The organism is Acinetobacter sp. ATCC 27244, from assembly GCF_000156555.1.
In the GTDB taxonomy this organism is placed as follows: domain Bacteria; phylum Pseudomonadota; class Gammaproteobacteria; order Pseudomonadales; family Moraxellaceae; genus Acinetobacter; species Acinetobacter haemolyticus.
This window is the reverse complement of record NZ_GG665956.1, coordinates 21,237-34,473: the sequence shown is the minus strand read 5'-3', so window position 1 is coordinate 34,473 and position 13,237 is coordinate 21,237. Positions and strand designations below refer to the sequence as shown.

Annotated in this window: 12 protein-coding genes and 1 tRNA gene; 5 read left to right on the top strand and 8 right to left on the bottom strand. The window is 37.0% G+C overall.

Going from position 1 to position 13,237, the window contains the following annotated elements:
• Positions 1-650: 650 nt before the first annotated feature.
• Positions 651-827, bottom strand: a complete 177-nt coding sequence (locus HMPREF0023_RS16745; RefSeq protein WP_005089862.1) for a hypothetical protein — start codon at positions 825-827, stop codon at positions 651-653.
• Between the two features lie 338 nt (positions 828-1,165).
• Between HMPREF0023_RS16745 and HMPREF0023_RS09130 the strand changes: the two genes are divergently transcribed.
• The gene (locus HMPREF0023_RS09130; RefSeq protein ID WP_004639604.1) at positions 1,166-1,375 is read left to right on the top strand and encodes a hypothetical protein; all 210 of its coding nucleotides are present in this window, start codon (positions 1,166-1,168) and stop codon (positions 1,373-1,375) included.
• Positions 1,376-1,864: 489 nt separating this feature from the next.
• Here HMPREF0023_RS09130 and HMPREF0023_RS09125 read toward each other — a convergent pair whose 3' ends face one another.
• From HMPREF0023_RS09125 to HMPREF0023_RS09110, 4 genes are all read right to left on the bottom strand, one after another.
• A complete protein-coding gene (locus HMPREF0023_RS09125) occupies positions 1,865-2,098 on the bottom strand; it encodes a hypothetical protein (RefSeq protein ID WP_004639602.1) in 234 nt (77 codons plus the stop codon).
• A gap of 661 nt (positions 2,099-2,759) precedes the next feature.
• On the bottom strand, positions 2,760-3,443 hold the full coding sequence (locus HMPREF0023_RS09120) for a pirin family protein (protein WP_004639601.1): 684 nt from the start codon (positions 3,441-3,443) through the stop codon (positions 2,760-2,762).
• Positions 3,444-3,635: 192 nt separating this feature from the next.
• Positions 3,636-4,979 carry an argininosuccinate synthase gene (gene argG, locus HMPREF0023_RS09115; protein WP_004639599.1) on the bottom strand — a complete coding sequence of 448 codons (1,344 nt, stop codon included), beginning with the start codon at positions 4,977-4,979 and terminating at the stop codon, positions 3,636-3,638.
• Positions 4,980-5,209: 230 nt separating this feature from the next.
• Positions 5,210-5,599, bottom strand: a complete 390-nt coding sequence (locus tag HMPREF0023_RS09110) for a hypothetical protein (protein ID WP_004639597.1) — start codon at positions 5,597-5,599, stop codon at positions 5,210-5,212.
• 169 nt (positions 5,600-5,768) lie between these two features.
• Here HMPREF0023_RS09110 and HMPREF0023_RS09105 point away from each other — a divergent pair, with 169 nt between their 5' ends.
• The 4 genes from HMPREF0023_RS09105 to HMPREF0023_RS09090 all read left to right on the top strand — a co-directional run bounded on the left by HMPREF0023_RS09105 (position 5,769) and on the right by HMPREF0023_RS09090 (position 10,536).
• Positions 5,769-7,799, top strand: coding sequence for an NADPH-dependent 2,4-dienoyl-CoA reductase (locus HMPREF0023_RS09105; RefSeq protein ID WP_004639596.1), 2,031 nt, complete (start codon positions 5,769-5,771; stop codon positions 7,797-7,799).
• 86 nt (positions 7,800-7,885) lie between these two features.
• Positions 7,886-7,975, top strand: a tRNA-Ser gene (locus tag HMPREF0023_RS09100).
• 168 nt (positions 7,976-8,143) lie between these two features.
• Positions 8,144-9,349, top strand: coding sequence for a tyrosine-type recombinase/integrase (locus tag HMPREF0023_RS09095; protein ID WP_005084955.1), 1,206 nt, complete (start codon positions 8,144-8,146; stop codon positions 9,347-9,349).
• Between the two features lie 122 nt (positions 9,350-9,471).
• The gene (locus HMPREF0023_RS09090; protein ID WP_008941919.1) at positions 9,472-10,536 is read left to right on the top strand and encodes a hypothetical protein; all 1,065 of its coding nucleotides are present in this window, start codon (positions 9,472-9,474) and stop codon (positions 10,534-10,536) included.
• A 46-nt stretch (positions 10,537-10,582) separates the two neighbouring features.
• Here HMPREF0023_RS09090 and HMPREF0023_RS09085 read toward each other — a convergent pair whose 3' ends face one another.
• From HMPREF0023_RS09085 to HMPREF0023_RS09075, 3 genes are all read right to left on the bottom strand, one after another.
• Complete coding sequence (locus tag HMPREF0023_RS09085; protein ID WP_005082417.1) at positions 10,583-10,849, bottom strand: helix-turn-helix transcriptional regulator; 267 nt, start codon at positions 10,847-10,849, stop codon at positions 10,583-10,585.
• Positions 10,850-10,964: 115 nt separating this feature from the next.
• A complete protein-coding gene (locus tag HMPREF0023_RS09080) occupies positions 10,965-11,972 on the bottom strand; it encodes a hypothetical protein (protein ID WP_005082419.1) in 1,008 nt (335 codons plus the stop codon).
• Between the two features lie 5 nt (positions 11,973-11,977).
• Positions 11,978-13,183 (bottom strand): inovirus-type Gp2 protein, encoded by a 1,206-nt coding sequence (locus HMPREF0023_RS09075; protein ID WP_008941918.1) that lies wholly within the window; start codon positions 13,181-13,183, stop codon positions 11,978-11,980.
• Positions 13,184-13,237 lie beyond the last annotated feature (54 nt).

Here is a 13,237-nt window from a genome sequence, read left to right as displayed (position 1 = left end):
GATAACAATTAAAAGATAAAGGAAAGTTTTTATTGGTTTTATTATCGATAAGTATTAATGATAATATATTGTTACATAAAAAATTGGCACCAATTTAGCACCAATTATTCTTTAGTTGTTGATTTTAATATGAAAATATTACGTTGACATCGTAGAGGTCTCCAGTTCGAGTCTGGATATACCTACCAAAATTCACTGTGAAAACAGTATATTAAAGCCCACTCAAAAAGTGGGCTTTTTTGTTTTCGGTGTTCAGACTTATATTGTAGGTGAAAACATTTATCATTTTTGGCTTTGCGCGGAAATGACCTACGCTGAAACAACCAGAATTGCGAATAACTATTTAGCTCAAAAACATTCTTATCTTTCGTAACTCAAATATTTAAAAATTAGCCCGCCCATTTTGGTGGGTTTAATTTATATAGAGTGAGTTAGTCGGATAAATATTGGTAAAAAATCCAATTAAAAAAGCCCCTCATATCTGAGAGACTAGTTATATCAATTATTTGGTATGAATGGCTGCAATTTCTTAAATAACTAAACAAATCAAATTGATAAAAGTAGTTAATAGTATAATAAATCAGTGCACTAATTTATTCTTTATAGTAGCAGAGCCTCAAAGCTGATTCTAAGGCGCTGTTAATAACAAATTATTTGTTATTTGGATCAGGTTGTTCATTATTCTCAGGCAGATCTTTTACGTTGCCAGGAATTTGTGTCGGTTGAGTTTCAGTAGGTGGTGTTACTGCAGAATGCTCCATTGCTTGAGCTTTGATAACTTTTGCATGGTTTGTTGTATTTTGAGAAAAACTTTTGAAACCTGACATTTTTATCTTCTTAACTTCACTGTGGAGATCTCATAGTACGCTTTAAATCCAGATACACTACGGTAGTTTCAAGACTTATATGTGTTGATATGTGCTTGAAAAGTAGTTTATATCGATTAAATATTTCATAGATAAAATCAATTATATAACTGCTTGAGTAGTATCATTTAAAGCTTGAAACTACACTGTGCAAATTTCAAGTGTGAGTACATAAAACACACATATATATTTTTATAAAAGATTAACTTAAAAAACAATAAAACTTAATGGTTGTACAATTATAGTTTGTATTCGATAGCCGCTAAGCATAGTATGATTGATTAAACTGGAGCATATGAATGCTAAAAGACATTACTATTATTGATTTTCAAGGCAAAGAAAGAAGAGCACAGGCAAACTATACAGAAGTAAATGCTAATAAAATCAATCATTCATCGAGAGTTCGGAAACCTAACGTTGAATATATTTTATTTAAAGGAGAATTTATTTTTCCTACTTTAGATTTAGTTTTCAACAGCTCTGATGGCAATAGCTATTATATAGAGTGAGCATAACCCACTTCAGTGGGTTTTTTAATGCTTGACGCTTGAGTTGGAAAGAAATGAGCAGAGTAGATTGGTACTTACTCTCATTAGCGCAAAGCGAATCAACCTTCTGAACGGATTACTGCGCACAAAGCTCTGCTAATACAGATGTGATAGCAGGGCTTTTTCTTTTTCAAATGCGAGGATTAATCTATGAAATTTGTAAATTGTCAGGGTTGTGAACAACGGAGGTAATGGCTGTATGAACAAACTAAGCAATCGATCAGTTTTATCCAGCGAGCAATTGCCGCTCTCTCAAGTGCTGGAGCTGTAATTTCCCCGAAAAATAAAAGCATCTAAAAAGTAGAGTTTTCTCTTAATAGAGAAGCAAAAGATTCTGCATAAGGATATCTAAATTAACTTTGAAAACAGTATATTAAAGCCCACTCAAAAGCGGGCTTTTTGTGATTGTAAGGTTTTAAAAAAACAATCTGAGACGTGCGTTAGAGGTATCTATTCTAATTCGATTTGATGGTCGTCTTTTGTCACTTTAATTTTCAATTTTTTATATTTTCGCTTATTGGGATCAAGTGCTGAGTTTGTCACCTCTGTTGCAAACACGGAATCTTTCATCAAAGTCCCATATGCTTTATATCCTAAGATTATACGATTTGGCTGTTGACCATTTCTAGAAACGTAATAATCAATCATTTGATTTAATTCATTTAAAAGACTTGTATCACTCATGGTTTAGATGCATCACTTTTAAGAATTTATTAAATAATAATATAATTCAACTTTGTTATCTATATGAAAAATAGAAAAAATTTATTAAATCATTGTCATAAAATTGAAACATAATTGAAATAATTTTTTAAATTACATGATATTTCAACTTATTTAAATCCTTTAACCATTTCTTCAAATTTAGATCGATAAGCTTAATAGAGAATTGTTTTGAAATGAGAGATTCTTAAAAGTGATTAAGCATTTTTAAGCAAATTTCAGGTAGAAAGATGACAGGGCTTATGTGAATAATTGAGTTTTAGACTATATTCCATCTTTTGGATGGGGAGGATGAATGTAACTTAAAAAGAGAAATTTATAGGCTTTTGTGAGTCAAAGCTATTCGCGTCTAGCGATTCGGATTATTGTATCTGTTACTTCAAAACTGGTGGGAGTTTAACCCACTTGACCTAATCACATATTGGTGATAATTTAAACAATACGGAAGTCATATACGATTTGGGATTTAAGAGAAATCTTGCCTAGATAATAAACGTTATGACAAACCCGTATACATCAGCTAACAACGAACGAAACGATTGAGATCGTTTTTAAAAATGTTCAAGGTTGTAGAAAAGCCCGTAAATCGGGCTTTTTTAATGTCTACAACTTAGAAAGACCATTAAGGCAAATCAAACCAAATCATTTGACTGTCTTGTGATGCAGTAATGGTTGCAGTCTCATCAAACAGTAAAGCATCACCAGCTTTGACTACATGATCAGCAATCATAACTTCACCAGAAATCACATGAACATAGTTCACTTTTTTCTTTGCACTGATCTCCAATTGTTGATCCTTTTCAAGAACAGCAGTTTTCACTTCTGCATTTTGACGAATCAACATTGGTGCAGACTCATCACCTGCAATCAAATGCCATTGGTTAGGATGGTCTTTTGGGTTTAAGTGAATTTGCTGATAAGTTGGTTCAGCATCTTGTACATTCGGTTGAATCCAAATCTGTAATAGATGTACCGCTTTATCATGCTTATTCATTTCACTATGGGTAACGCCTGTACCCGCACTCATCAACTGCCATTCACCCGCATTGATTTGACCCTCATTGCCCATACTATCTTTATGGGAAATGGTACCATCAAGAACACAAGTCAAGATTTCCATGTTGTCATGAGGGTGAGTACCAAAACCATTATGTGCTGCAACCGTATCATCATTAATCACGCGGAGAGCACTGACACCCATGTATTTCGGGTTGTACCAGCTCCCAAATGAAAAGCTATGGTAGGTGTCTAACCATCCTGCTTTTACATGACCACGGTTTTCACTACGATGTAGATAAGCATTCATCCTTCATCTCCTAAATTATTGTGTTTTGCTTAATGCTTATAGTATTGATTCATAATGATGATATATAGTCTTTAATTGCGACATATTGTTCTATAAACGCAATGATTAAATATGTGCATTTTCTGAATAGAACAAAAAAGGCCGAATAAAATATTCAGCCTTTTCAAATTAGTAAGCTAATTTACCAATTTATTATTTTGATTTATTTCCAAGTTGTGGAATCGCAGAACCTTGACCTACAGAAAGTAAACCAGTTTCTGTATAAAGACCAAGTTTTGCACGAGTATCAGTAATATCCAGATTACGCATTGTTAATTGGCCAATACGATCCATTGGTGTAAATACTGAATCACCTTTCTCCATTGTTAAACGCTCAGCTTCATAAGTGAGGTTAGGAGATTCAGTGTTCATAATAGTGTAGTCATTACCACGACGTAACTCTAAAGTAACTGTACCCGTAATAGCTTTAGCCACCCAACGTTGTGCTGTTTCACGTAGCATAAGTGCTTGTGAGTCGAACCAACGACCTTGGTAAAGCAAACGACCTAAACGTAAACCGTTAATACGATATTGTTCGATCGTATCTTCGTTATGAATACCTGTCACTAAACGCTCGTAAGCAATGTGCAATAAAGCCATACCAGGTGCTTCATATATACCACGAGATTTGGCTTCGATAATACGGTTTTCAATTTGGTCAGACATACCTAAACCATGACGACCACCGATACGATTTGCTTCTAAGATAAGTTCAACAGGATCTTCGATACGTTGACCATTTAATGCAACAGGGAAGCCTTCCTCGAAAGTGATTGATACTTCTTCCGCATCAATTTTTACATCATCTTTCCAGAATGCAACGCCCATGATTGGGTCTACGATTTTGATGCCAGCATCAAGGTATTCCAAATCTTTTGCTTCGTGAGTAGCACCCAACATGTTTGAGTCAGTTGAATATGCTTTTTCTTTTGACATTTTATAGTCAAAACCATTGTCGATGAGGAATTGTGACATTTCCGCACGACCACCTAACTCATCAATGAAGGTTTGGTCTAACCACGGCTTATAAATTTTAAGCGCTGGGTTGGTCAATAAACCATAACGATAAAAACGTTCAATATCGTTACCTTTATAAGTCGAACCATCACCCCAAATGTTCACATCATCTTCTTTCATTGCAGTGACAAGCATTGTACCCGTTACTGCACGACCTAAAGGTGTAGTATTGAAATAAGGAACACCACCAGTGCTGATGTGGAATGCACCACATTGAATCGCAGCAATACCTTCAAGTGCAAGTTGTAAACGACAATCGATTAATCGAGCTTTGACTGCACCGTATTGTTCAGCTTTCTTTGGAATCGCATCATAGTCATCTTCATCAGGCTGACCCAAGTTTGCAGTATATGCATAAGGTTCTGAGCCTTTTTGTTTCATCCACAATAAAGCTGCTGAAGTATCGAGACCACCAGAAAAGGCAATCCCAACTTTTTTGCCTACAGGTACGTGCTGCAAGATAGTTGCATTATCAGTCATTGCTTGTCCTAACGTTTATTAGTAAAGACACCGAATAGGTCGTCTTGAGAATAAAAAATCGGAACTATTGTAACACTTTTCGTGCAGCAAAGTTTTGTAAAATCGAGTTGATCATGGTGAAAATTAAAATTTTTATAGCGCTTGGTATCTTTTTGCGATTTGAGTGATCTATTAAAGTGGAGGCTCAAAATAGATGAATAGATTTTTCATATTACAGATACAGCTAATTTTTACTGTTGATGGATAAAAGCTTTGAAATCGTGTGGGTTAACAAGTTCAACTTTTGTGGGAATAACACTTTTTGATGATAGCCATTGCATGTGATCAACGTTAATAAAGTTTTCTGAGGGGAGTGTATATAAATAACCAATACGATCCCAATTGACGCTACATTGGAAAAGTTCAACATAAACGAAGTCATCCTCAAATTTAATGCTGAATCGAGCTTCTTTGGATAAGCTAAGATATTCAATTGCAAATAATTGAGCAATTCTTTTATCTTCAACGGCATATATGCCAAAAGCATTGTCCATTTCCCCATCGCCTATAGCTTGTTTTGGTTCAAGATATTCTCGATAGCTTGAAGAGCCGTGGAATAAGAGTAGAGGTTTAGATGACATATTGTTTTGTTATTCTTTGAAATTTGAAAGTTATATCGACTATATAGTTTGCCCGTATACATGTATTGACGTATTTGACCACGTTTTAGTAAAAAAGTGTCATCCACTCCAATAACAAATCAAAGTACTATGCAACAAGTTGCAAAGCCAAAAATATAGAAGGAATACCATGACTAGCTATGCAAATATATTAAAACCACTACATTTGGGATTCACCACCATTAAAAATCGTGTGGTAATGGGCTCGATGCACTCAGGCTTAGAAGATCGTTTCTATAACTACCCTAAGCTTGCGGCTTACTTTGAAGAAAGAGCCAAGGGTGGAGTTGGTCTAATCATTACAGGTGGTATTTCTCCTAATCGTCAAGGCTGGTTATTGCCTGCTGGCGGTACTATGAATAGTTTGGCTGATATCCCTCATCATCGTCTAGTAACGCATGCTGTACATAAGCATGGTTCAAAAATCTTAATGCAAATTTTGCATTCTGGGCGTTATGGTTATCACCCATTTTCCGTTTCTTCATCTGCGATAAAAGCACCGATTAATCCGTTTAAACCGCGCCAAATGTCTGACGCTCAGATTTTGGCAACCATTGATGATTATGCACGCTGTGCAAGCTTGGCAAAAAAAGCGGGTTACGATGGTGTGGAAATCATGGGTTCAGAAGGTTATCTAATTAACCAATTTCTAAGCAATCATGTAAATAAACGTACAGATCGCTGGGGTGGTGACATTGAAAATCGGATGCGTTTCCCAGTTGAGATCGTAAAAGCAATTCGCGCTAAAGTTGGTGAAAAATTTATTATCGCTTTTCGTTTATCGTTGTTAGATTTAGTACACGACGGTAATACCATGCAAGAAGTGATTACTGTAGCCAAGGCATTAGAGAAAGCTGGTGTAACGTTATTAAACACAGGAATTGGTTGGCATGAAGCACGTATTCCAACGATTGTAACGTCGGTACCTCGTGCAGCATTTGTAGATTATACCGCAGAGGTTAAACAGCATCTTTCAATTCCTGTTATTGCATCTAACCGTATCAATATGCCAGATGTAGCTGAAGAGATCGTTGCATCGGGTAAGGCCGACATGGTGCAAATGGCACGCCCATTCTTGGCAGATCCATATTGGGTGAATAAAACTGCGACCAATCGTGTTGATGAAATTAATACTTGTATTGCTTGTAACCAAGCGTGTTTAGATCATGCATTCAAAAATCAGCGTGTGAGTTGTTTGGTCAATCCACAAGCATGCTTTGAAACAGAACTGGTTTATATCAAGACCAAAAAGCCAAAGCGCATTGCCGTTGTGGGTGGTGGTGTCGCAGGGATGTCTGCTGCCACTGTTGCTGCAAGCCGTGGACATGCTGTGACTTTGTTTGAAGCCAATAGTGATGTTGGTGGCCAGTTTAATCTAGCTAAAGTTGTGCCTGGAAAAGAAGAGTTTCATGAAACCATTCGTTATTTCAAAGTGCAACTTCAACAAACAGGTGTGGACGTTCGTTTAAATACACGCGTAAATCGTGAAAAATTAGAAAGCGAAGGATTTGATGAAGTTGTGGTTGCAACAGGGGTTGTACCGCGCGAGTTGAAAATTCAAGGCAGCACAGCACCACAAGTACTATCTTATGCAGAAGTGTTAAGAGGTGCTGAGGTTGGACGTAAAGTTGCAGTGATCGGTGCAGGTGGGATTGGTTTTGATGTGTCTGAGTTTTTATTAAAGCCACCACATCAGCCTCAGCCGCAACCTTTAGCGGAATGGCAGCGTGAGTGGGGTGTGGATCCTGAAGCAAATTATATTTCAGAAGGTGGCTTGCAACGCCCTGAAGTTGAAGCACCTGTTCGTGAGATCTATTTATTACAACGTAAGACTACACCACTCGGAATTGGTTTAGGTAAAACCTCTGGTTGGGTGCATCGTGCGCAATTGAAAAAACACGCAGTGCGTATGCTTCGTGGTGTGCAATATAAAGCAGTGACTGATGAAGGATTGTGGGTCGAACACAATGGGCATGATCAATTATTGCGTGTTGATACCATTGTTGTCTGTGCAGGGCAAGAATCTGTGAAGGATTTGATGCCTAAAGAGGGTGAGAATACTTTTGCAAACTACCATATTATTGGTGGTGCGAAGCTTGCGGCTGAGCTAGATGCTAAACGAGCGATTCGAGATGGCGCAGAGTTAGCTGCAAGACTTTAATAATTGATGAAACATTATGCATTTGAATACATTGCAGTTAAATTTTTCTTGAATAAAGGAAACAAGCTTTGTATTCTTACGCACATGGAAGCGTGGCAGAGCGGTTTAATGCACCGGTCTTGAAAACCGACGAGGGTGTGAGTCCTCCGTGAGTTCGAATCTCACCGCTTCCGCCAAATTCAAGTTTCTGACACTGTTTAACACTATATAAGATTTTGATTTATAAGGTTAAAGTTGGAAATATACAATATGACAAGCCGTGACGCACTACGCCAATCGGGTGTTATAAAGTAGTAAAAAATGCAGTAAGATTATTTCTTACTGCATTTTTTTATATCTGAACTATGGCGACTCGTGGAATCAATAAGCTTAGTGCTTTACAAGTTAAAAAAGCTAAACCTGATCCTGACAAGATGTATAAGCTGTCAGATGGGGGAAACCTATATCTACGTATTGACCAGAGCGGCAGCAAGTACTGGATTTTCAATTATACCCGTCCATTTTTAGGTAAGCGCAATGATTTGTCTTTAGGTACTTACCCTGAAGTTTCACTGGATGATGCTCGTACTATTCGTGATGAGTATAAAAAGTTAATTAAGCAGGGCATAGACCCAGCAATGGAGCGGATTGAAACCAAGTCACAAAAACAAAAAGAAGCCGAAAATACTTTTCGTGTTGTTGCACAAGCATGGTTGTATAAACGTGAGTTAGAACAAAAGCAAGATGATGAAACGGTCCGTCGTTTAAAGCACGATGTCTATCCCTACATTGGTGATTTAACCTTTCCACAGCTTACCTTAGAAATTCTTGAGATTAAGGTCTTTAAGCGCATTATTGAGCGTGGTGCTTTGTCTGTTGCCAAACGTCTTAAATCAGATCTTAACCAGATATTTAAATCAGCGCGTAAGAAAAAGCTCATTCAATATAATCCAATTGAAGATATTGAGCTTCCAAAGCCTTTGGGTGGAAATTTTGCCGCCGTGACAGAGGAACAAGATCTAGCACCTATGCTGAATAAAATCTGGAATTACTCCAAACTGTATCCACGCTGTTTGCTGAGTACACAGGTAGCCTTAAAAATTTCTGCACTGACCTTTCAGAGACCAGGAGAGATTCGTAAATTGAAAAAAGAGTATTTCTATCGTGAGGAGAGATGCTTTAAATTTAGAGCTAGTAAAACTAAACAGCTTCATATTGTGCCATTGTCAGATCAGGCTTTTGATCTAATTGAATCCATCATCGATTTGCACCCTTATAGTGAGCATATCTTTGTGGGTCGAGATGGTAAAACCATTATTTCTGACAATACGATTAACTCAGCTTTAAAGCGTTTGGGCTATGGTGGTGAACAGACAGCACATGGCTTTAGAGCAACTGCACGTACTATGCTTGATGAGATTTTAGAACAGCGTGTAGATTTTATTGAGCATCAATTAGCTCATAAGGTTAAAGATAGCAATGGCACAGCCTACAACCGAACCAAGTTCCTGAATAACCGTCGGGAGATGATGCAGGAATGGGCTGATTATTTAGAATCTTTGCTTGAATAGGCCGAGAAAATCTTACTTTGAATATTTGCGACATAATTTGTCGTAAAAGTCCTTTTTAATATTTTTTTTTAGCTGAATTGCTTTTATTTTAGATTTTTAACTTAATTGAGTGAAAATATAAAATGAATGAAGATAGAGCAATATACATAAAACCAAATCATTCAGGTATCGATATACCAAAATTAGATCCTGTTTTGATTAATAGAAATCAGTCTGAAGGAAAAGAGACAACTTTAGTTCTAGATAGTAATATTTTAATTAGGATGGAGAGGGTGGTTAAGTCTGGCAACAAGTGGCGATCTGTGAGAGAAAAAGGATTAGATAACTTAGTTGGATTACTCCAAAAGTGTAGACCTTATAGTGTTTGCTTATCTCCTGGTTTTGCATTAAAAGAAATGCCACCACAGAATGCTAAGGTCGCTATGGACTTATATGAAGCTTTTTGTTCAGTCCATCTACCAAATTTTATTGATACGCCTACCAGTACAAGAAAAGTTCATACTGGTATTAACAATGATTATGGCTTCAATGATTTAACATATGAAGCTAAATTGGCATTTGTAATACCATATTTGAATTTTCTGTATTTGAATTATATTGAATATTGTTATCAAGGTTCGCCAATTGAAAAATTTAAAGCTTATGTTGATCTTTTGGAAGAAAAAATTGATTTATTGAGTGCTACAGAAATTGAGATAGCCAAATATTGCTTTTTTAATACAACTAATTTACAAAAGGGTAAGATTAAAAAATTCTGTCAAAAAATCAGAGAAAACTCGGTTCAAATTAAGGGAAAGCGTGCAAAACAACCAATTGAAATCAGTAAAATATCTTTTAATGCAGCTAGTGATATCCACCTATTACATGTAGCAAATATGATGGATGGAGAATATTTGGATGAAAAAAAGCAAGATTGTTGGGTAGTAACAACAGATAAAAAATTAGCTGCTTTTTGTGAACTTTTTCATCAAGTAAGTATTGATGGGGTACTACAGCCCTATGCTATTGCAACAGTGCCTGATGAAATGATAGATAGTGAATATTGGCAATCGGCAAATGAATATTTTGCATTAAAAAGTATAAATCGTAGGGCACATCATTTATCAACAAAAATTGATCTAGATAAACTACTTTTAGTTGTAAACGATGCTGTTGATAAGATTGAAAGAGATTTTAAATATTTATGAGTATTAATAAATGCAAACAACCTGTCATAAGACAGGCTGTTTTTATTTATGCTGCTTTAAGCTCTTTTTGCTCAAGCCAGTTATTAATCTGGCTTTCGCACCAAGTGGGCATACTTGCAGTCAAATACGTAGGTTCTGGGAAATCACCTCGACGGATCATCTTCCAGAAGGTCGACTCTGCGATATTCAGCAGACCTTTACTTGCAGGCTTATGAGAGAGCCGTCTTCTACGACCCTTACGATCAACATAGTCTTTTGCAGGACGTTCAGGGTAGTTTACGAGGTCTTTTACTCGATAGCGTTTTTCAATCATATCTTTGTTCCTATTCAATCAGCATTGGTTGCTGATGCCGATACCGTTGAGATTTAATGCGTTCTCGACGGTATCAAGTTATTCGGGTGATGCCTTATTTCTGTTAGTTATAGCTTTAAGTAGATGGATCATCGGCTTGATAGAACACTTCAAAAGAGGATTTATTATCAAAAATCCGAAGATAGTGGTCTGTACCTACCAAATAGGCCTTTAGAATTTGAAGCCGTTTACCAAAATTGATTTGATTGACGTTATAGAAAATTGGCGTCAATAATTTGGGTAGGGGTGTCCATACCGAGTGAATCAATCCAGTCTGGTCGATGAATTGATTCAGACTCTGATAAATTTTAGTTTCTTCAAAGGGAATGAAGTCACTTGTTTTTCTTGCAACGAAGAAAAACAAGTTCAGATTTACCTGCTGAAATCGATTGGCTTCCCATTTTCCAACGATACCGAGAATATCTGCCTTTTTAGTGTCCTGAGCAACTGAGACGATCTCCTGAATATGGTGATCAAAGAGTAGGTAATTTCGGCTTAAATTCTCATGACTGGTTTTACTGACATCATTGATCAATGTCATACAATAGACATCAAATGAACGTGTCAGTTCCAGTAGATTGGTTATGAAACTTTCGTAAAACCAGTGTCCCTTTCCAAGCGCTCTTGTCCAAGCCTTTTCTCGGTTTTTATGCTTTTGGGTTAAAATAAGCATTTTGTAATGTGCCATATACATATCAACCGCAACTTCAAAGTTGGGATGTAAATGATCCATCATAGGTAACTGATGTTGTTCTATAAGTTCCTTTTGCAACTGGATTCTTGGTGAAAGTTGGATACATGGAATTGTACCAAGTAGATATGGGTTAACTTTCATTCCATTCAGGACAGCACAGAATCTGAGCCCAAAAGGCAGCAATTGCAAATTAGGGGCATCACCAAAACTTCGCATCACCTTAAAAATCTTGCTAGACTTTTTGTTTACCATTTCTGAACCTAAAGCGTCTATCTCATTCAGTGTGGCTTGTTGAGGCGTTGCTAGAGATAAAGAACCAGGCATAGGGATTTGTTGAGGATTCAGATTCTCAAGGAAATGTTCAGCATAAGATAATTCAAACTTATTCATCAGTATTACCCCTTATAGAACTTTTTGACAGAATCAGGATTTAAAGGCGTACACTTTTTCTCACGTGGTCTGCCCATGCCTGATCGCTCTTTGGGAGCTACACTTTTTTGAATCGTGCGAAAGCAGGCGAGTGGTCTAAAAAGAAAATATTGATCAGCTTTTGTTAAATAGGCGAGACAACGACACAAATTATAGATTTTTTCCTGATCGTCATAGGAAATCGTTCCTGTGCAAGGATATTTATAATCTGAGCTGTTCCGATTGCAATTATGATAAGCACCTCTGCCATTGGTAAGCTTGCCCCAATGTTGACCAATATCTTCTGCCCACTTCACGTCTTTTTGATGATCGTGCCCATCCAGTAGAAGAATACAATGCACGTGCTGTCCTTTGTACGGACCATGTTCAAACCGAACCAAATAGCCAATAATTTCTTTAAGCACAGGATTAGAGCGAAAATCACCAAGCAACCGTTCTACATCTGCTTTAATGGTCATTAGACAATGCACATTGTGTCTAGGACTATTAAAGTCTGGAGAGGTATTAGTCAATTCAGAAATATCATATCTGTAGTAGAGGTCTAGACGAAGTACCAGTAGTTTGCTGTACGTGTTTAAATATTTACCCAACCATTTAACACTGCTACGGTAATTCTTCCGGCAGTGCTTTCTGCGCTTTCTGAGTTCACGCTTAGTTTCAGGTCCTAACATGTTTTCTCGAATACGATTTATAAATTGGTTTATTCGCTGAACTATTTCGATATGACAAGGCTCTAACGGAACGCCAGCAGGAGGCAGCATCTGCAATAACGGCGTGTCTGGATAAGCTGATCTGGCATCAACATAACTGAGAATCTCACTCCCAACTTTAAAATGCCCTGATTCAAATAACATGCATTGATCAAAAGTACTGCGAGATGGTTCAAACCATGGTGAAACGTGATAGGTAATAATTTCACCTTTAGCAGTCATTTTTGTCTTAAGCACAATCGCGGGAGTTTTGTTTTCCGCACAATGGATTGATAGACGAGAGATAGCTATCATCGTCGTGTATTGACGTTCATCAGGTGCCCTCAAATGATAAGGCATATTATCAAAGGACTTGAGATGGAATAAGTCCAACTCACGCTCATCCAGTAATTCTCGATCCGATAACTCAAAACAACCAGCAGTAGAGAGAGCTTGAGCAAGCGGGTTAAAGGGAAGGTTCATATAATTTCCTCTTAGCAGAAATTTAGGCAATAAAGTGCCTGCATTGATGATTCA